Source organism: Serratia sp. A07 (assembly GCF_058725505.1).
Genome location: NZ_JBZXDO010000006.1, coordinates 93,610 through 113,136 on the forward strand (window position 1 = coordinate 93,610; position 19,527 = coordinate 113,136).

Below are 19,527 nucleotides of genomic sequence, written 5' to 3' on the forward strand. Positions count from 1 at the left end.
TTACCCCTGAACAGGCGGAATGTCCTCCAGGCGGCGATAGACCGTCAGGCCCCACTCGTTGGCCAACCGCACGTCGTTATCGGCTCCCGCAGACGCCCCTTCGATGCGATACACCGCCTGACACTGCGCAATCAGCCGATGCGCCACCGGGTAAAGAAACGCCTCACTCACCGCATCGCCAACCTGAGTGGAACCCGCCGCCGCCGCCAAAGGCAGCGCCAGCCACTCTCCGATCACCGGCACGTGCCCCCGCTGGTAAACCGCCAGCGCCGCCTGTTCCAGGCGCGCCAGATTGGCGGCGATACGCTGCGGATCGCCATCGGTGCCGCTGCGATAGGGGCCGGCGATCAGGATTTGTTGGGCTTTCATCGTTCTTCCTCCAATGTCCGGTTCAAGGCGACAAACTGCAGCAGCATGATGGTCTTGGCGTCAACGATCGTGCCCTGGCGAACCGCCTGCAGGGCTTGCGCCAGCGGCAGCTCGAGCACCTCCAGATCTTCCCCCTCCGCCGCCACCCCGCCGCCCTCGTTGATGCGGTCGCCCGCCTGATATTCGCCGACGAAAAAGTGCAGCTTCTCGGTGACCGAGCCTGGGCTCATGTAGGCTTCGAACACCTTTTCCACGCTCTGCACGAAATAGCCGGTTTCCTCTTCCGCTTCGGCGCGGATGCGCGCCTCCGGCGACGCGTTGTCCAGCAAGCCGGCGGCGGCCTCAATCAACATGCCGTCATGGCCGTTGACGAAGACCGGAAAACGGAACTGGCGCGTCAGGATCACCGTTTGCGCCTGCCGGTTGAACAGCAAAATCACCGCGCCGTCGCCGCGATCGTAGGTCTCACGGCTTTGTCGCTGCCAAACGCCATCGCGCCGCAGAAACTCAAAGGTGGTTTTTTTCAGCAGGTACCAGTCATCGGACAACACCCGGGTTTCGACAATGCGAACCCTGTCTTTGGTGGCTATCATCGGTTTACTCCGCCAGAGGAAGGAAATTGATACTATCGTGCAATTTCGTGTATGATCAAGGAATTTCGTGCAACCCAATTTTGAGAGGAAAATGGCCATGTTGACCAGCCAGCGCAAGAAGATCATCCTGGAAAAACTGGCCCAGGACGGCCAGGTGTTGGCCAAGCAGCTCAGCGAAATGTTTGGGTTGTCGGAAGATACTGTCCGGCGCGATCTGCGCGAACTTGACGCCGAGGGGTTGCTGCAGCGGGTACATGGCGGCGCCCTGCCGGTTTCCTCTGCCATTGCCAGCTTCGCCGAGCGCAATCAGTTGGAATCCGGCGCCAAACGCGCGATCGCCAAAGCCGCAGCGGCGCTGATCGCCCCCGGCCAGGTAGTGATTATCGACGGTGGCACCACCTCTGCAGAACTGGTCCGGCAGCTGCCGCTCAACCTGAACGCCACCATCGTCACCCACAGCCCCAGCGTCGCCGTGGGCCTGGTCGATCACCCCACGGTGGAGGTGATCCTGATCGGCGGCCGGCTGTACAAGCATTCGATCGTCAGCGTCGGCGCCGCCGCGGTGGAGGCGATGTCGCATATTCGCGCCGATCTCTATTTTATGGGCGTGACCGGCGTGCACCCCACTGCAGGGCTGAGCACCGGCGATCTGGAAGAGGCCTACATCAAGCGGGCGCTGGCGGCCCGCGCGGCGGAAACCGTGGTGCTGGCTTCCGCCGCCAAGCTTAACGCCGCCTCGCAGTATGCGATCGGTGACATTACGCTGGCGCATACCATCATCGTTGAACGCGCCACCGACGACGCATTGATCGCGCCGTTGCAGCAGGCGGGCGTCAGCGTGTTGAAAGCCTGATTCACGGCGATAATGCGACATACCTCGCATTATTTGTGATGCAAGTCACTTTTTTATGCAACGAGATGGCAAGTTTCATTCATTTGTTTTTATACTGTTCTGCACTTTACCTACGATAAACTAGCGAGTGCCCAGCATGATCGATCCCCGCCTACCGCTTACCGACATTCACCGCCATCTTGACGGCAACATCCGCGCGCAGACCATTCTCGACCTCGGTCGCCAGTTCAATCTCGCCCTGCCGGCCAACGATTTGGAGAGCCTGCGCCCGCACGTGCAGATCACCCACGCCGAACCGGATCTGGTCAGCTTCCTGCAGAAACTGGACTGGGGCGTAGCGGTGCTGGGCGATCTGGACGCCTGCCGCCGCGTGGCCTACGAAAACGTCGAGGACGCCGCCAACGCCGGCCTGCACTACGCCGAGCTGCGTTTTTCCCCTTACTACATGGCGATGAAGCACCAGCTGCCGGTCGCCGGCGTGGTGGAAGCGGTGATCGACGGGATCCGTTCGGGCTGCCGCGATCGTGACATCGACATTCGCCTGATCGGCATCATGAGCCGCACCTTCGGCGAGGCCGCCTGTCTGCAGGAACTGGAAGGATTGCTGGCGCACCGCGACGGCATTACCGCGCTGGATTTGGCGGGCGATGAGCTGGGCTTCCCCGGCAGCCTGTTCCTCAGCCACTTCAACCGCGCCCGCGACGCCGGCCTGCGCATCACCGTGCACGCGGGCGAAGCCGCCGGCCCGGAAAGCATTTGGCAGGCGATCCGCGAACTGGGCGCCGAGCGTATCGGCCACGGGGTGAAAGCGGTCGAAGATCCGGCGCTGATGGACTTCCTGGCGGAACACGGCATCGGCATCGAATCCTGCCTGACCTCCAACATCCAGACCAGCACCGTGCCTTCGCTGGCGCAGCATCCGCTGGCCACCTTCCTGCGCCACGGCGTGCTGGCATCGATCAACACCGACGATCCGGCGGTTCAGGGCATCAAGATCGAGCACGAATACCGCGTCGCCGCGCCGCAGGCCGGGCTGACGCCGGAGGAAATCCGCACCGCACAGGAAAACGGCCTGAAGCTGGCCTTCCTCAGCGAGCAGGAAAAACAGGCGCTGCGCGCCAAAGTTCAGGGTTAAATCTCCCCAAGGCGCCAAACGGCGCCTTCTTCTCACCCCCCATTTTCTTCCGCCTGCTCGTCTTTATCGCTGTTTTCACCCATAGCTCTGCCGCAAGAGAGGAATTCCGTATGTCTGACAAACTACGCCGCATCGTGCTGACCGGCGGCCCGGGTTCGGGCAAAAGCACGCTCATCGACGTTCTTCATCGCCGAGGTTACCCGCATTCGCAGGAGGCGGGCCGGGCGATTATTCAGGATCAGGTGGGTATTGGCGGCAATGCGCTGCCATGGGGCGATCGCCAGGCTTTCGCCGAGCGGATGCTGGATTGGGAGCTGCGCTCATGGCGAGAAGCGACGGGCGCAACATGCTGGTTCTTCGATCGCGGCCTGCCGGATATCGCCGGTTACCTGACGCTGTGCGGGTTGCCGATCCCCGCCCCCTTAACCGCGGCGATCGGCGCTTTTCGCTATGCCGATACGGTGTTCATCGCCCCGCCGTGGCAAGCGATCTACGCGCAGGACAGCGAGAGAAAACAATCTTTCGCCGAAGCCGAGCAGACCTACCAAGCGATGCTGGCCGTCTACCGCCGATCGGGTTATCGGCTGCAGGAACTGCCGCGCGCCTCACCCGACGAGCGCGCCGACTTTCTGCTCGACGCGCTGGGCCGCCGTTAGCGGCCTGTGCTTTATTTGGCCACCAGCGCCTCCGCCTCGGCCCGCTGTTTGGCGGTTTTACGCGCATAGCGCTGCGCCAGCACCGCGCACACCATCAGTTGCACCTGGTGGAAAATCATCAGCGGCAGCACCATGGCGCCCACCGCTGCAGCCGGGAACAGCACGTTGGCCATCGGGATGCCGTTCGCCAGGCTCTTTTTCGAGCCGCAGAAAACGATGGTGATCTCATCGGCGGTATTGAAGCCCAGCCAGCGCGCCGCATAGGTGTTGATCACCAACACCACCGTCAGCAGCACCAGCGACATCACCAGGATGGTCAGCAGCGACCAGCCGTCGATACGGTGCCAAATCCCTTCCACCACCGCCGCGCTGAACGCGGTGTACACCACCAGCAGGATCGACGAGCGGTCGGTCAGGTTGATCAGCTTGCGATGGCGATCGACCCACTTGCCGATCAGCGGCCGCGCCAGATGGCCAACCACGAACGGCACCATCAGCTGCAGAATGATTGAACCGATGGCGTGCAGCACGTCGGTGTTGCCGCCCTGGGTATGCATCAACGCCCCCACCAGCAGCGGCGACAGGAACACGCCGAGAATGCTCGACGCCGAGGCGCTGCAGATCGCCGCCGCCACGTTGCCGCCCGCCGCCGAGGTAAAGGCGATGGCCGATTGCACCGTGGCCGGCAGCGCGCACAGGTAGAGGAAGCCGAGATAGACCGTCGGCGTCATAATGCCCGGCACCAGCAGGTTCATCGCCAGCCCAAGCAGCGGGAACAGCGCAAAGGTACTGAGGAACACCAGCAGATGCAGCTTCCAGTGGCTCATGCCGGCGACGATCGCCTCGCGCGACAGCTTGGCGCCGTGCATAAAGAACAGCAGCGCGATGGCGGCGGTGGTCAGGTGTTCAAAGAAGGTTTTCCAGATGCCTTCGCAGGGGAACAGCGAGGCGACGATCACCACCAAAATCAGAACCAGCAAAAATTTATCAATGCGCAAACGCTGCAACCAGGACATGAAACGGATTTCCTTGCACGTAAAGTCGTAAAAAGGCCCGACGTTGCGCCGGGCCACTGGAGAAACGGGCGGTATCAGGCCACCGGCAGCGCCTGCTGCAGCCGGGCCGACTCCAACCCCAGTTCGATCAATGCCATCACCGCAATGGCGTCGGCGGCCGGCACCGGGTTTTCGCCTGTGCCGGCGATCGCGTCGCGCACCGCGGCGTAATAGGCCGGGTAATTGCCGGGAATGTTGAGCAGCGGTTGCTCCGCCAGCAGATCGCCACGTGACAGCGTCACCACGCCGTCGCGCATGTCATAGCCCCAGTCGGCCTGAGGCAGGCGCTCGCCGGCCTTCAGCCGGTCTTCCTGCGGGTCCAGGCCGTATTTGATATAGCTGCCGCGGGTACCGTGCACCACGTAGCGCGGGCTCTCCGCCGCCGCCAGCATGCTGGCGTGCAGCACCACGCGGCGATTGCCATAGCTCAGCAGCGCGTGGAAATAGTCCACCGCCTGCGCGCCCGGCCGCAGCTCCCCCAAATCGACGAACAGCCGGTCGGGCTTGCCGAATAACTGCAGCGCCTGATCGAGCAGGTGCGGCCCTAAATCGTACCAGATTCCGCTGCCGACGCCGCCTTGTTCGCGCCAGCGCTGGCGCACCTGCGGCCGGTAGCGATCGAAATGCGACTCGAAATAGACCACCTCGCCCAGCGCACCCTCATTCAGCAGCGCTTTCAGGGTAAGGAAGTCGCTGTCCCAGCGGCGGTTGTGAAATACCGACAGCAGCAAACCGCTCTGCTGCGCCTGCTGTTGCAGCGCCTGCGCTTGTGACAATGTCACGGTAAACGGTTTATCCACCACCACGTGCTTGCCGGCGGCCAGCGCCTGCTGCGCCAGCGGGAAATGGGTATCGTTGGGGGTAGGAATCACGATCAGATCGAGGGCCGGATCGGCGAACAGCGCCTGCGCATCGCCCACCACCGCCATCGACGGCCAGTCGGCGTGCACTTTGCCGGCATCGCTGCTGGCGACGGCGGCCAGCTCGAACCCCGGCGTACCGGCGATCAGCGGCGCATGAAAGGTTTTGCCGGCGTAGCCGTAACCGACCAGCCCAACACGAATTTTTTCAGCCATGGGATTTCCTCTTGCAGGCTCACGACAGACCTTTCGATTTGACACCATGCGGCCGGATGGAACAAGAAGTAAATGAGATGTTAATTTGAAGCAGGCTCAATACGGCGTCGAGTAGCTAAACGTGCTGCCACGCGCCGCGATGCCGGGCTATCCGGTTGATAGAGATGACGAAGCCGGTATTACCCGCTAAGCTATGCCGCCTGTGATCCCCGTTTCAATCAGGAAGCCTTTATGTCTCAAGCTGAATACTCTCGTATCGGCGGTTGGTTGCTGGCCCCGATGGCCTATCTGATCGTCACCCTGCTCAGCGCCAGCCTGATGCTGCTCCTGTACGCCATGGCGATCTTTATGCCCGAGTCGCGCGACTACCTGCTGACCAACGCCCAGGCGTTTACCCTGCAATGGTACTTTTCGGTGCTGACCACGCTCTTGATGTGGTGCTTCACCCTGTGGCTGCTGTGGCTGTTTTGCCAGCGCTCGCAGCGCTTCCCCAAGCTGTTCTTGCTGTGGCTGCTGATCACGGTGATCCTGGCGGTGAAAGCCTTCGCCTTCGCGCCGGTACCGGAAGAAGTGGCGGTGCGCAGCCTCGGCTGGCCGCTGCTGATGGCGGCGTTGCTGGTGCCTTACATCAAGCGCTCGCAGCGGGTCAAAGGGACCTTTACCGAACGTTAAAGGCGCTTGCAGCACGTTTTATTGGGTGATTCGTGTAAATTTTCACCAAAAAAGGCAATACCCCTGCGATTCATATGTTGTCGTCCGGCCGCCGATTCCCGATAATAGGCGGCTTTTATTTTTTTAGGCATCGCAATGACCGAATACCTGCTCCTGTTTGTCGGCACCGTACTGGTGAACAACTTCGTTCTGGTGAAGTTTCTTGGCCTGTGCCCGTTCCTCGGCGTTTCCAAGAAGCTGGAAAGCGCCATCGGCATGGGAATGGCCACCACCTTCGTCATGACGCTGGCCCCCGTCAGCGCCTGGGTGATCAACACCTTTATTCTGGTTCCGCTGGATCTGGTGTATCTGCGCACGCTCTCCTTCATTCTGGTGATCGCCGTCGTCGTGCAGTTCACCGAGATGGTGGTGCGCAAAACCAGCCCGGCGCTCTACCGCCTGCTGGGCATCTTCCTGCCGTTGATCACCACCAACTGCGCGGTGCTGGGCGTAGCGTTGCTTAACGTCAACCTCGGCTACAACTTCCTGCAGTCCGCCGTTTACGGCTTTAGCGCCGCCGCCGGTTTCTCGCTGGTCATGGTGCTGTTCGCCGCCATTCGCGAACGCCTGGCGGTCGCCGACGTGCCGGCGCCGTTCCGCGGCTCCTCGATCGCGCTGATCACCGCCGGGCTGATGTCGCTGGCCTTTATGGGCTTTACCGGGCTGGTGAAATTCTAATGACTGCGTTGTGGATAGCTATCGCGGCTTTAAGCGCGCTCGGGCTGCTGTTCGGACTGGTGCTGGGCTATGCCGCGCGCCGTTTTGAGGTGGAAGAGGATCCGGTCGCCGAGCAGGTCGACGCGATCCTGCCGCAGAGCCAGTGCGGCCAGTGCGGCTACCCCGGTTGCCGCCCCTACGCCGAGGCGGTGGCCAACGGCGAGATGATCAACAAATGCGCGCCGGGCGGCGAACAGGTGATGCTGAAACTGGCGGAGCTGCTCAACGTCGAGCCGCAGCCGCTGGGCAGCGAAGCCGCCGCCGAGCCGGAGCGTAAAGTGGCCTATATCGACGAGGCCAACTGTATCGGCTGTACCAAGTGCATTCAGGCCTGCCCGGTGGACGCCATCGTCGGCGCCACCCGCGCCATGCACACCGTCATCACCGACCTCTGCACCGGCTGCGATCTGTGCGTCGCCCCTTGCCCTACCGACTGTATTGAAATGAGACCGGTCGCCACCACCACTGCCAACTGGAAGTGGGACATGAAGACGATCCCGGTGCAAGTGATCCACGTGGAGCAATATGCTTAATCTGTTCGCCGCCTTTAAAAAAGACCGGATCTGGGATTTCGACGGCGGGATCCATCCACCGGAAATGAAAACGCAGTCCAGCGGTGCGCCGCTGCGTGTCGCTCCCCTGCCCAAGACCTTTATCATTCCGCTGCAGCAGCATCTGGGGCCGGAAGGCGAGCTGTGCGTCAACGCCGGCGATCGGGTGTTGAAAGGCCAGCCGCTGACCGTCGGCCGTGGCCGCACCGTGCCGGTACACGCCCCAACCTCGGGCACCGTCAGCGCCATCACGCCGCACATCACCGCTCACCCTTCCGGGCTGACGGAACTGTGCGTGATTATCGAGGCGGACGGGGAAGACCGCTGGTGCGAGCGCGATCCGGTGGCGGACTATCGCCAGGCGCCCGCCGCAGAGCTGATTCAACGTATTCATCAGGCCGGCATCGCCGGTCTGGGCGGCGCCGGTTTCCCGACCGCCAGCAAACTGCAGGGCGGCATGAGCGGCGTGGAAACGCTGATCCTCAACGCCGCCGAGTGCGAACCTTACATCACCGCCGACGATCGCCTGATGCAGGAACATGCCGACCAGATCATCGAAGGCACGCAGATCCTGCAACACATTCTGCAGCCCAAGGTCACGCTGATCGGCATCGAAGACAATAAACCGGAGGCGATCGCGGCGCTGAAGCAGGCGCTTCGCGGCCAGTCCGGCATTGGGCTGCGCGTTATCCCCACCAAATACCCGTCCGGCGGCGCCAAGCAGCTGACCAAGATCCTGACCGGCAAGGAAGTGCCGCACGGCAAGCACTCCTCCGCCATCGGCGTGCTGATGCAGAACGTCGGCACCGCCTTCGCCATCAAACGAGCGATCGTCGACGGCGAACCGCTGATTGAGCGCGTGGTGACCCTGACCGGCGAGGCTATCGAGCGCCCGGGCAACCTGTGGGCGCGCATCGGCACGCCGGTGCAGCACCTGCTCGACTTCGCCGGTTTCCGCCCGCAGGCGCAGCAGATGGTAGTCATGGGCGGCCCGCTGATGGGCTTCACCCTGCCCGCGCTGAATGTGCCGATCGTCAAGATCAGCAACTGCATTCTGGCGCCGACGGTCGATGAAATGACGCCGCAGGAGCCGGAGCAGTCCTGCATCCGCTGTGGCCTGTGCGTAGACGCATGCCCTGCCGGGCTGCTGCCGCAGCAGCTGTACTGGTTCAGCCGCGGACAAGAGCACGACAAGGCGCGCAACCATAACCTGTTCGACTGCATCGAATGCGGCGCCTGCGCGTTCGTCTGCCCCAGCAACATCCCGCTGGTGCAGTACTACCGTCAGGAAAAGGCCGAGATCAAGGCTATCGATCTGGAGGCGGCGCGCACCGCCGAGGCCAAGGCGCGTTACGAAGCCAAACTGGCCCGTCTGGAACGCGAGAAGCTGGCGCGCGAAGAGCGGCACAAAAAAGCCGCCGTCAAACTGACCGACGACGATCAGGGCGCGGTGCAGGCCGCGTTGGCGCGCGTGCGCAGCAAAAATGCCGAAGCGGCGGTCACGCCGGTCGACGGCCAGCAGCCGGATAACAGCGAGATGATCGCCGCCCGCGAAGCGCGTAAAGCGCAGGCGCGCGAACGCCGAGCCCAGTTGGCGGCCGAAGCAGAGCAAGCCTCACCGGCCGTTTCCGGCGACGACGCGCGCAAAGCCGCCGTGGCCGCAGCGCTGGCCCGCGTGAAAGCACGCAAAGAAGCGCCGGCCGCAGATGGCACTGCTCCTGCCGTAACAGAGGACGATCCGCGTAAGGCGGCGGTCGCTGCCGACCTGGCGCGCGTCAAAGCCAAAAAAGCAGAGCAGCAGGCGGACGTTCCTGCTCCAGCGGAAACGACGCCGGCAACCACCGAGGAAGACCCGCGCAAGGCCGCGGTCGCTGACGCTCTGGCGCGTGTAAAGGCCAAGAAAGCGGCACAGCAGGCGGACGTTCCTGCTCCAGCGGAAACGACGCCGGCAACCGCCGAGGAAGACCCGCGCAAGGCGGCGGTGGCAGCGGCTATCGCGCGCGCCAAAGCCAAGAAAGCGGCGCAGCAGGCGGACGCCCCTGCACCGGCGGAAACGGCGCCGGCTGCAGCCGAAGAAGATCCGCGCAAGGCGGCGGTCGCGGCGGCACTGGCGCGCGTAAAAGCCAAGAAAGCCGCGCAACAGGCGGATGCCTCTGCACCGGCAGAACCGGCGCCGGCTGCAGCCGAAGAAGACCCACGCAAGGCGGCGGTCGCGGTGGCTATCGCCCGCGCCAAAGCCAAGAAAGCGGCGCAGCAGGCGGACGCCCCTGCACCGGCGGAAACGGCACCGGCGACCGCCGAGGAAGATCCGCGAAAGGCGGCGGTGGCAGCGGCTATCGCCCGCGCCAAAGCGAAGAAAGCCGCCAGAGAATCGCTGGCGGCCGAAACGGAAGAAAAATGATCGATAGCGGCGCCGGGCCTACGCCGGGCGCCGTTTAATCGATAGAGATCAGGTAGGTGTAATCCACCTCAATCTGACGCAGTTTAGATTCCGGATTCCACTCTTTGGTCTGAATGATCTCCATTTCCATACTGCCGCGCACCTCATCCTTCAGCCCTGGCATCACATGCGACATCAGGTAACCGAAAAACTGCAGACACTCTTTCGCCGTGCCCTTATGGTTGATGGAGATAAACTCGCGGCTCGGCAAATGGAAGGTGTCTATCTGATGGTTGGAAAGAATATCCTTTTTGTGTTCAGGATCGACCGCCATCACCAGCGTGGATGACAGCTCGTCGCCTTCCCCGGCCTGGGGGGAATAGATGCTGTAAATCCGCCGGCAGTCGACGTGCAGCCCCTTGAAGAAGTCGTTGAAAATCTCGTCCTTCATCGCCATGCAGGAAGAGTACTCCAGCTCCTGCTCGGAGGCGAAATCCAGCCGGCGCGTGAAGCCGACCAGCTGCATCTCGGGCAGCGTCAGCCGCTTCACCTCCGGATAATAACCGGCGCCGTAGCTGGCTTCGAAGTTAAAGCGTGGCATCAGGTTTTTCACATCCCAGTGCTCCATCGCGCGGTAGCGATTGGGGGTGATGTTGAAGCGCTGCTTGAACATGCGGGTAAAGGTCTGCTGCGAGTCGAAGCCCAGCTCATCGGAAATGTCGATGATCGAGCGACGGGTGATGCGCAGCGCCACCGCGGCGCGCGTCAGGATGCGCGAACGGATATAGGTGGCGAGTTGAATGCCGGTAATACGCTTGAATTTACGCTGCAGATGCCACTTGGAATAGCCCGAAATACGCGCGACTTCATCCAGGTTTGGCCGCTTCTCCAGATGTATCTCCACCCACTCAATTAGCTCTTCAATAAAAAAAATGTCTTCATTTGTCATTATTATGGATTCACTAACTCAATAATGTCGCGATAGTAACCTACACAGATTATGTGAAAGTTGTTATTTTGTGCGAAAACTTGGAGAAAAATCATATCTCATTCATACAGTTACCCGGTTTCTTGCGGTCGCTAGCGGCACAAGTTCCACTGACAATTCCTCACGTTAGCCCATTTTCCGGCCAAAAAAAAATCAAATTGCATTGCCCCGATCGCCGCGAATGCGAAAAGCTGAATACCCCTATTATTAAGGCGTATTACCCTCGCATCGAATCAGGTAGAATGCTCGGCTATCATTTTTGCCGCGCCTTCAGAACGGCGCATCGAAACTGCCGCAGGCGCGGCGCAGAAGGTATCGTTACTCTATGAAGTTCAGGCCGGTATCACCCACAGCCGCCAAAGGCTTACACATCGCCAGCTCGCCTTTCACCCACAACCAGCAAAGCACCAGCCGCATCATGCTGTGGGTCATGTTGGCGTGCATTCCCGGCATCGCGGCACAGATTTGGTTCTTCGGCTACGGCGTATTGATTCAAGTGGCGCTGGCGGCGATCGTCGCGCTGGCGGCGGAAGGCGCGATCCTCAAGCTGCGCAAGCTGCCGGTGCGCAGCCGGCTGGCGGATAACTCCGCCCTGCTCACCGCGCTGCTGCTCGGCATCAGCCTGCCGCCGCTGGCCCCCTGGTGGATGATCGTCATCGGTACTTTCTTCGCCATCGTCATCGCCAAGCAGCTGTACGGCGGCCTCGGGCAGAACCCGTTCAACCCGGCAATGGTCGGTTACGTGGTGCTGCTGATCTCCTTCCCGGTACAGATGACCAGCTGGCTGCCGCCGGATGAGCTGCGCGCCACCGCGCTGTCGCTCCACGACACGCTGCTGGCCATTTTCAGCGGCCATACCTCGCAAGGCGCGACGCTGCACGAACTGCAGATGGGCGTGGACGGCATCAGCCAGGCCACGCCGCTCGACGGCTTCAAAACCGGCCTGCGCAGCGGCCACAGCGTGGAACAGGTGCTGCAGCAGCCGCTGTTTGGCGGCGCCCTGGCCGGCATCGGCTGGCAGTGGGTCAACCTCGGCTTCCTGGCCGGCGGCCTGTTTATGCTGGCGCGCCGCCTGATCCATTGGCAGATCCCTTTCAGCATGTTGGCCGCCATCGCCTTCTGTTCCGGCCTGGCCTGGTGGATCGATCCGGCGCATCAGGCTTCGCCGCTGATCCACCTGTTCTCCGGCGCCAGCATGCTGGGCGCGTTCTTTATCGCCACCGATCCTGTCAGCGCCTCTACTACGCCGAAGGGCCGTTTGATCTACGGCGCGCTGATCGGCGTGCTGGTGTGGCTGATCCGCGTCTATGGCGGCTACCCTGACGGCGTAGCCTTCGCCGTGCTGCTCGCCAACATCACCGTCCCGTTAATCGACCACTACACGCAGCCGCGCGTGTACGGCCATCGCTAAGGAGCCGCCATGCTGAATTCCATGAGAAAGCACGGCACCACGCTGGCGGTGTTCGCGGCGGTCACCACCGGCCTGACCGCCGTGGTCTACGCCCTGACGAAAACCACCATCGCCCATCAGGCGGCGCTGCAACAAAAAGCGCTGCTCGATCAGGTGGTGCCGCCGGAAAACTACGACAACGTCATGCAGAACGAATGCTTCCTGGTCAGCGACCCGGCGCTGGGCGACGGCGCGCCGCACCGCTTGTACCTGGCGCGCAAAAACGGGCAGCCGACCGCCGCCGCGCTGGAAACCACCGCGCCGGACGGCTACTCCGGCGCCATCAAGCTGCTGGTCGGCGCCGATTTCAACGGCACGGTGCTCGGTACCCGAGTCATTGAGCACCACGAAACCCCGGGGCTGGGGGACAAAATCGAACTGCGCATTTCCGACTGGATTTCCTTCTTCAGCGGCAAGAAAATCGAAGGCCCGGACGATAAGCGCTGGGCGGTGAAGAAAGACGGCGGCATGTTCGACCAGTTCACCGGCGCCACCATCACCCCGCGAGCGGTGGTCAATGCGGTACGCCGCACGGCGTTGTATATGGAAACGCTGCCGCCTAAACTTGAAAGCTTACCTGCGTGTGGAGCCAGCGAATGAGTGAAGCCAAAGAATTGATCGTCCAGGGGCTGTGGAAAAACAACTCCGCCCTGGTACAACTGCTGGGCATGTGTCCGCTGCTGGCGGTGACCTCCACCGTCACCAATGCGCTCGGCCTGGGGCTGGCTACCACGCTGGTGCTGACGCTGACCAACGCCTCCATCTCCGCGGTGCGCCGCTGGGTGCCGAGCGAGGTGCGCATTCCTATCTACGTGATGATCATCGCCGCCGTGGTGAGCATCGTGCAGATGCTGATCAACGCCTATGCCTTCGGCCTGTATCAGTCGCTCGGCATCTTTATTCCGTTGATCGTGACCAACTGCATCGTGGTGGGCCGCGCCGAAGCGGTGGCCGCCAAGAAGCCGGTCGGCCTCTCGGCGCTGGACGGCATGGCCATCGGCCTCGGCGCTACCGGCGTGATGGTGACGCTGGGCTCAATGCGCGAACTGTTGGGCAACGGCACGCTGTTCGACGGCGCCGATCAGTTGCTGGGCGGCTGGGCCAAGTCGCTGCGCATCGAAGTGGTGCATTTCGACAGCCCCTTCCTGCTGGCGATGCTGCCGCCGGGCGCCTTTATCGGCCTGGGGCTGCTGCTGGCGGTCAAATATCTGATCGACGAAAAAATGAAGGCGCGCAAAGCCCGCGCCGTGGCGGTGGAACCGCTGCTGGAACAAGGACGTGCTGAGAAGGCCTGATGAACAAGCAGAAGCGACTCGAAATTCTGACCCGGCTGCGCGACAACAATCCGCACCCGACCACCGAGCTGGTGTATACCACGCCGTTTGAACTGCTGATTGCGGTGCTGCTGTCTGCGCAAGCCACCGACGTGAGCGTCAACAAGGCGACCGCCAAGCTTTATCCGGTCGCCAACACTCCCGCCGCCATGCTGGCGCTGGGGGTTGATGGCGTCAAGGAGTACATCAAGACCATCGGCCTGTTCAACAGCAAGGCCGAAAACGTGATCAAAACCTGCCGCATGCTGCTGGAGCTGCACGGTGGCGAAGTGCCGGAAGACCGTGCCGCGCTGGAAGCGTTGCCCGGCGTCGGCCGCAAGACCGCCAACGTGGTGCTCAACACCGCCTTCGGCTGGGCGACCATCGCCGTCGACACCCATATCTTCCGGGTGTGCAATCGCACCCACTTCGCGCCGGGCAAGAACGTCGATCAGGTGGAAGAGAAGCTGTTGAAGGTGGTGCCCGCCGAATTCAAGGTCGATTGCCACCACTGGCTGATCCTGCACGGCCGCTATACCTGCATCGCGCGCAAACCGCGCTGCGGCTCCTGCATTATCGAAGACCTGTGCGAGTATAAAGAAAAGGTTTATCCGGAATCCTGAGTTTGTGGGGTGCGACAAACCGTACCCCACCGCGTCCTTTCCCCCGCCAACGCCTCTTTTTTATCGGAAATGTGATATCGCGCAGCAGTAACCCCGGCGTTATCGCGGTTTTCAGTGAAAAACTCAGTGCCGTGTTATTTTCAAGCGAAAAATTAGTCGAAAATTGCGGTGAACGTCACGCTTTCGGGATCACAAGACGTTCACAAATGCCAGTCCCGTTTTCCTAAATTTCTATAATTTTACAAAACGCGCCATATACACAACATTCCAACGGATTAATAACCGTACATACACTGATGCGCTAAAAAATAGCAATTCAGCAGAATATATCCCTGTTTAAAATCCGTATAGCTTTTAATCAAAACAAAAAATCGGCAAACCATTAAAACCCGAAAGTTAATACTGCATAACATTTGCAACATCGCGGCATAATCCTGCGGGCGTTAAATGTAACCGAATATGACAAACTGCTTGCCACGTTGACAAAGATAGTGAACATTAACCGCCGTCCCCATCCTATAACAACGCAAAAGGATGCCGTTCCGCATCAACTTTTGTACTTTCCCGTCCTCCAAAGACGGGCTGTGAAAAAACAGAGGTACCAGTGTCAACAGCAAACAACCAACACCCGGAGAGCGTTAGCCTTAACGCGTTCAAACAACCGAAAGCGTTCTATCTGATCTTCTCGATCGAACTGTGGGAGCGTTTCGGCTATTACGGCCTGCAGGGCATCATGGCGGTTTATCTGGTCAAGATGCTCGGCATGAGCGAAGCCGACTCCATCACCCTGTTCTCTTCCTTCAGCGCCTTGGTATACGGCTTCGTCGCCATCGGCGGCTGGCTGGGCGACAAGGTGCTGGGCGCCAAACGCGTGATCGTGCTCGGCGCGCTGGTGCTGGCCGCCGGTTACGCCATGGTGGCCTACTCCGGCCACGACATCTTCTGGGTCTACATGGGTATGGCGACCATCGCCGTGGGCAGCGGCCTGTTCAAGGCCAACCCATCCTCCCTGCTGTCCACCTGCTATGAGAAAGACGATCCGCGTATCGACGGCGCCTTCACCATGTACTACATGTCGGTGAACATCGGTTCCTTCTTCTCCATGCTGGCGACTCCGTGGCTGGCGGCAAAATACGGCTGGAGCGTGGCGTTCTCCCTGAGCGTGGTCGGCATGCTGATCACCCTGGTCAACTTTATGATGTGCCACAAGTGGGTGAAGGAAAACGGTTCCAAGCCTGACTTCAAGCCGCTGCATCTGCCGAAACTGCTGATGGTGCTGGTCGGCATCGTGGCGCTGATCGCCGTGTCCAGCTGGCTGCTGCACAACCAGGTGATCGCGCGCTGGGCGCTGGCCCTGGTTTCCGCCGGCATCGTATTGGTGTTCGCCAAGGAAACCTTCGCCCTGCACGGCGCCGCACGCCGCAAGATGATCGTCGCCTTCCTGCTGATGCTGGAAGCGGTGGTGTTCTTCGTGCTGTACAGCCAGATGCCAACCTCGCTGAACTTCTTCGCCATTCATAACGTGGAACACAGCATCTTCGGCGTTGCCTTCGAGCCGGAGCAGTATCAGGCGCTGAACCCGTTCTGGATCATGCTCGCCAGCCCGATTCTGGCCGCGCTGTATAACAAAATGGGCGATCGCCTGCCGATGCCGCACAAGTTCGCTTTCGGCATGATCCTCTGCTCCTGCGCCTTCCTGGTGCTGCCATGGGGCGCCAGCTTCGCCAACGAACAGGGCATCGTGTCGGTCAACTGGCTGATTCTGAGCTACGCGCTGCAGAGCATCGGCGAGCTGATGATTTCCGGCCTGGGTCTGGCGATGGTGGCACAGCTGGTGCCACAGCGTCTGATGGGCTTCATCATGGGCTCCTGGTTCCTGACCACCGCCGCCGCCGCGCTGATCGCCGGTAAGGTTGCCGGTCTGACCGCCGTCCCGAGCGACATCAACGACGCGCACGCTTCGCTGGCCATCTACAGCCATGTGTTTATGCAGATCGGCATCGTCACCGCCGTCATCGCTATCCTGATGATGCTGACCGCGCCGAAGCTGTACCGCATGACGCTGGACACCACCGAAGACGCCAATCAGAAAGCGCAGGAAGCCAGCGCGGCTCGCTGATCGCCGGCAGATTGAGCGTAAATAGAAACACCGGGGTTAACGCCCCGGTGTTTTTTTATGCCTGCAAGAAAAAGGCTTACGCTGACTTGGGTTTGCCGCTCAGGTTGGCCCACATGAATTCGCTTACCAGCGCGCTGTGGAACGCCGCCTGTTGCTTGTCGGCGGCGGCGCTGTGCCCACCTTCGGTATTTTCATAGAAATAGGCCTGCTGATACCCCATCGCCTGCATGCGCGCAGCCATTTTGCGGGCGTGGGCCGGGTTGACCCGATCGTCGCTGGTCGCGGTATAGAACAGCACCGGCGGATAGGCCGTCTGCGCCTGAATATTGTGGTACGGCGAGAAGGTCTTGATGTAGGCCCACTCCTCCGGCTTGCTCGGGTCACCGTATTCGGCGATCCACGACGCGCCGGCGGAAAGCTGGGTATAACGCTGCATGTCCAGCAGCGGCACTTCGCAGACGATGCAGCCGAACAGCTGTGGATACAGCGTCAGCATATTGCCCACCAACAGGCCGCCGTTGCTGCCGCCGCGTGCTCCCAGATGCGGCGCCGAGGTCACCTTGCGGGCGATGAGATCTTCGGCCACGGCGGCGAAATCCTCGTAGGCGCGATGGCGGTTCTGCTTGAGCGCCGCCTGGTGCCAGGCCGGGCCGTATTCGCCGCCGCCGCGGATGTTGGCCACCACGTACACCCCACCGCGTTCCAACCAGGCCGGCGCCTTGCCGCCGAGATAGCCCGGCAGCAGCGGCACTTCAAACCCGCCGTAGCCATACAACAGCGTCGGTGTGCTGCCGTCCGGTTTGAGATCTTTGGCGGCAATCTGGAAATACGGCACGCGGGTGCCGTCCTTGGAACGCGCAAAATGCTGGCTCACCTGGTAGCCTGACGCGTCAAAATCCTGCGGCGCCTGTTTCAGCAGCGTCGCCTCACCGCCGTCGAGATTGCCCATGTACAGCGAGGTCGGCTGCAGGAACCCGCTGACGGTCAGGAAATAGGCGTTGCTCTCTTCGTCGATGCCGCCGGCGGAAAGGGTGCTGATGGCGCCGGGGTTGCCCAGCGGGCGACGTTGCCAGCTGCCGCCCTGCGGCGTCAGCACTTCCAGCCGGTTGACCACGTTATCCATGATGCTGAGGATCAGATGATCGCGGGTGCCGCTGTAGCCGCTCAGCGCCTGCTCCGCCGTCGGGGTAAACAACAGCTGCAGCTCGCGCTTGCCCGCCAGATAGTCATCGAAGTTGGCCGCCAGCAGCGCGCCGGACGGATAACGCTTGCCGCCCACCTCCCAGTCGCTGCTCGGTTTGATCAGCAGCCATTCCCGATGCGTGTCCAGCTCGGCGTCGGCCGGGATATCGATTTTTTTCTGCCGGCCGTCCTGCATCAGCAGGAAATAGTCGCGGCGATAGAAATCCAGGCTGCGGCCGACGAAATCGCGCTCAAAGCCCGGCGTGCGATCGTGATAGGCGAAGACCGCCATGTCCTCGGGCTGCGCTTCGTACAGCGTTTCGGCGGCGCTCAGCGGCGTGCCGCGCCGCCAGCGTTTGGCGATGCGCGCGTAACCGGACTGGGTCATCGATCCGGGGCCGAAATCGGTGGCGATGAACAGCGTGTCCCGATCGACCCAGGAGACCCGGCTTTTCGCCACCGGCACGTTGAAGCCGTCCTTGACGAAGCGCTTGGCCACCAGATCGAATTCGCGGATTTCGGTGGCGTCACCGCCGTCCGGCGACAGCTGCATCAGGCAATAGCGGTATTCAGGCGCCAGCGGTTGCGAGCCCTGATAGACCCAATCCTTGCCTTCCGCCTTGCCCAACGCATCGATATCCAGCACCGTCTCCCAGGCCGGTTTGGCCTTGCGGTACTCGTCCAGCGTGGTGCGCCGCAGCAGGCCGCGCGGGTTGGCCTGATCCTGCCAGAAGTTGTAATAGTACTCGCCGCGCTTGCTCACCCACGGGATTTGGGTGTCTTTATTGAGGATATCCAGCACCTCGCGCTCAATGCGCTGAAAGTCTTCGCCCTGGCCGAAACGCGCCACGGTGCGCTGATTTTCCTGCTGCACCCATTGCAGCGCTTTTTTACCCTGCAGCTCTTCCAGCCACAGGAATTCATCGCCGGCGGCCGCGCCGCCTTCCGCCGCCATCGCCAGGCGGATACTGTTGGGTAATGAAGTCATCGCGAATACGGCTCCTGCGGTTTGCGCACTGAGTTTAATGAACTGACGTCGATTGGTGACCGGCAAAATCAAGCTCCTTTTGAGTCGGCTGCAACGCCGCCCCGTCGTGGGCGACAGCCTGTGAAATAAGAGTCATTTTCAACAAGGTAGGCGTTTGGCGGCGCGGAGTCAAAGCCCACGGCCGCCGCGTTGAGTCAGGATTGAGGATAGTGGATCAGATCGTGGATACGCACCGTTTGTGAACTGGCGTTGCGGTAAGCGTGCGGCCGATCGGCCTGAAAGCGCATCGCCTCGCCGGCGGCCAGGCTGTGCCATTCGCCGTCTATCGCCAACTCCAACCGGCCGCTGATCACGATGACATGCTCGATCACGCCCGGCTCATGGGGCGACGACTCGCTGAGCGCGCCCGGCGCAAGATCGATGACGAACATATCGAAACCCAGCTGACGATCGTAGGGAAACAGCGGCACCACGCGCATATCGGCGTTGTCCTGATCGTACACCGGCAGATCGCCGTAGCGGTGCAGCGTCGCCTGCTGCTGCGCGGGGGAGGCCTCAAGAAAAGCGGAGAACGCCACGTTGAAACCGGTGGCGATCTTCCACAGCGTCGCCACCGTCGGGCTGGATTCGCCGCGTTCGATCTGCCCGAGCATCGCCTTGCTGACGCCGGTGTATTCCGCCGCCTGCGTCAGGCTCCAGCCGCGCTGCGCGCGCAGCGTGCGAAGGGTGTGTGCCAAATGGCCGGCAAGTTCCTGCATCCAGTTCTCC

General features: G+C 61.6%; 19 protein-coding genes. 12 read left to right on the forward strand and 7 right to left on the reverse strand.

Annotated elements, in window-relative coordinates; genetic code table 11:
- Together AC4PR2_RS08755 and AC4PR2_RS08760 are read right to left on the reverse strand one after the other, a co-directional pair.
- Positions 1-369: a hypothetical protein gene (locus AC4PR2_RS08755; protein WP_060419134.1), complete on the reverse strand. Its 369-nt coding sequence runs from the start codon at positions 367-369 to the stop codon at positions 1-3.
- Positions 366-962, reverse strand: a complete 597-nt coding sequence (locus AC4PR2_RS08760) for a GDP-mannose pyrophosphatase (protein WP_492175033.1) — start codon at positions 960-962, stop codon at positions 366-368. The genes AC4PR2_RS08755 and AC4PR2_RS08760 overlap by 4 nt, the downstream gene beginning before the upstream one ends.
- A gap of 97 nt (positions 963-1,059) precedes the next feature.
- On the opposite strand from AC4PR2_RS08760, the gene AC4PR2_RS08765 reads away from it, so the two are divergent.
- From AC4PR2_RS08765 to AC4PR2_RS08775, 3 genes are all read left to right on the forward strand, one after another.
- Positions 1,060-1,815, forward strand: a complete 756-nt coding sequence (locus AC4PR2_RS08765) for a DeoR/GlpR family DNA-binding transcription regulator (protein WP_049201919.1) — start codon at positions 1,060-1,062, stop codon at positions 1,813-1,815.
- Positions 1,816-1,951: 136 nt separating this feature from the next.
- Entirely contained in the window at positions 1,952-2,950 is a 999-nt protein-coding gene (gene add / locus AC4PR2_RS08770; protein ID WP_492175035.1) for an adenosine deaminase, read from the forward strand.
- A gap of 110 nt (positions 2,951-3,060) precedes the next feature.
- The gene (locus AC4PR2_RS08775) at positions 3,061-3,606 is read left to right on the forward strand and encodes an AAA family ATPase (RefSeq protein ID WP_070914928.1); all 546 of its coding nucleotides are present in this window, start codon (positions 3,061-3,063) and stop codon (positions 3,604-3,606) included.
- Positions 3,607-3,617: 11 nt separating this feature from the next.
- Here AC4PR2_RS08775 and AC4PR2_RS08780 read toward each other — a convergent pair whose 3' ends face one another.
- Together AC4PR2_RS08780 and AC4PR2_RS08785 are read right to left on the reverse strand one after the other, a co-directional pair.
- A complete protein-coding gene (locus AC4PR2_RS08780) occupies positions 3,618-4,622 on the reverse strand; it encodes a bile acid:sodium symporter family protein (protein WP_038873888.1) in 1,005 nt (334 codons plus the stop codon).
- Positions 4,623-4,696: 74 nt separating this feature from the next.
- Entirely contained in the window at positions 4,697-5,737 is a 1,041-nt protein-coding gene (locus AC4PR2_RS08785; RefSeq protein ID WP_060419140.1) for an oxidoreductase, read from the reverse strand.
- 231 nt (positions 5,738-5,968) lie between these two features.
- Between AC4PR2_RS08785 and AC4PR2_RS08790 the strand changes: the two genes are divergently transcribed.
- The 4 genes from AC4PR2_RS08790 (at position 5,969) to rsxC (ending at position 10,117) form a co-directional block, all read left to right on the forward strand.
- Positions 5,969-6,409, forward strand: a complete 441-nt coding sequence (locus tag AC4PR2_RS08790; protein WP_492175037.1) for a DUF2569 domain-containing protein — start codon at positions 5,969-5,971, stop codon at positions 6,407-6,409.
- A 135-nt stretch (positions 6,410-6,544) separates the two neighbouring features.
- Positions 6,545-7,126 (forward strand): electron transport complex subunit RsxA, encoded by a 582-nt coding sequence (gene rsxA, locus AC4PR2_RS08795; protein ID WP_492175038.1) that lies wholly within the window; start codon positions 6,545-6,547, stop codon positions 7,124-7,126.
- Positions 7,126-7,698 carry an electron transport complex subunit RsxB gene (rsxB, locus tag AC4PR2_RS08800; RefSeq protein ID WP_492175039.1) on the forward strand — a complete coding sequence of 191 codons (573 nt, stop codon included), beginning with the start codon at positions 7,126-7,128 and terminating at the stop codon, positions 7,696-7,698. Before rsxA ends, rsxB begins: the two co-directional genes overlap by 1 nt.
- The gene (rsxC, locus tag AC4PR2_RS08805) at positions 7,691-10,117 is read left to right on the forward strand and encodes an electron transport complex subunit RsxC (RefSeq protein ID WP_337046721.1); all 2,427 of its coding nucleotides are present in this window, start codon (positions 7,691-7,693) and stop codon (positions 10,115-10,117) included. The genes rsxB and rsxC overlap by 8 nt, the downstream gene beginning before the upstream one ends.
- A gap of 34 nt (positions 10,118-10,151) precedes the next feature.
- Here rsxC and AC4PR2_RS08810 read toward each other — a convergent pair whose 3' ends face one another.
- Positions 10,152-11,045, reverse strand: coding sequence for a helix-turn-helix domain-containing protein (locus AC4PR2_RS08810; protein WP_060419143.1), 894 nt, complete (start codon positions 11,043-11,045; stop codon positions 10,152-10,154).
- Positions 11,046-11,409: 364 nt separating this feature from the next.
- Between AC4PR2_RS08810 and rsxD the strand changes: the two genes are divergently transcribed.
- The 5 genes from rsxD to dtpA all read left to right on the forward strand — a co-directional run bounded on the left by rsxD (position 11,410) and on the right by dtpA (position 16,589).
- Complete coding sequence (gene rsxD, locus AC4PR2_RS08815) at positions 11,410-12,495, forward strand: electron transport complex subunit RsxD (protein WP_048233608.1); 1,086 nt, start codon at positions 11,410-11,412, stop codon at positions 12,493-12,495.
- A gap of 9 nt (positions 12,496-12,504) precedes the next feature.
- The gene (gene rsxG, locus AC4PR2_RS08820) at positions 12,505-13,134 is read left to right on the forward strand and encodes an electron transport complex subunit RsxG (RefSeq protein ID WP_033652583.1); all 630 of its coding nucleotides are present in this window, start codon (positions 12,505-12,507) and stop codon (positions 13,132-13,134) included.
- Complete coding sequence (locus AC4PR2_RS08825) at positions 13,131-13,829, forward strand: electron transport complex subunit E (protein WP_038873082.1); 699 nt, start codon at positions 13,131-13,133, stop codon at positions 13,827-13,829. The genes rsxG and AC4PR2_RS08825 overlap by 4 nt, the downstream gene beginning before the upstream one ends.
- Complete coding sequence (gene nth, locus AC4PR2_RS08830; protein ID WP_019455952.1) at positions 13,829-14,470, forward strand: endonuclease III; 642 nt, start codon at positions 13,829-13,831, stop codon at positions 14,468-14,470. The genes AC4PR2_RS08825 and nth overlap by 1 nt, the downstream gene beginning before the upstream one ends.
- Before the next feature lie 604 nt (positions 14,471-15,074).
- Positions 15,075-16,589 carry a dipeptide/tripeptide permease DtpA gene (gene dtpA / locus AC4PR2_RS08835; RefSeq protein ID WP_149572359.1) on the forward strand — a complete coding sequence of 505 codons (1,515 nt, stop codon included), beginning with the start codon at positions 15,075-15,077 and terminating at the stop codon, positions 16,587-16,589.
- 76 nt (positions 16,590-16,665) lie between these two features.
- Here dtpA and AC4PR2_RS08840 read toward each other — a convergent pair whose 3' ends face one another.
- Together AC4PR2_RS08840 and AC4PR2_RS08845 are read right to left on the reverse strand one after the other, a co-directional pair.
- Positions 16,666-18,759, reverse strand: a complete 2,094-nt coding sequence (locus tag AC4PR2_RS08840; protein WP_084826311.1) for a prolyl oligopeptidase family serine peptidase — start codon at positions 18,757-18,759, stop codon at positions 16,666-16,668.
- 194 nt (positions 18,760-18,953) lie between these two features.
- Positions 18,954-19,517, reverse strand: a complete 564-nt coding sequence (locus AC4PR2_RS08845) for a helix-turn-helix domain-containing protein (RefSeq protein WP_033638405.1) — start codon at positions 19,515-19,517, stop codon at positions 18,954-18,956.
- Positions 19,518-19,527 lie beyond the last annotated feature (10 nt).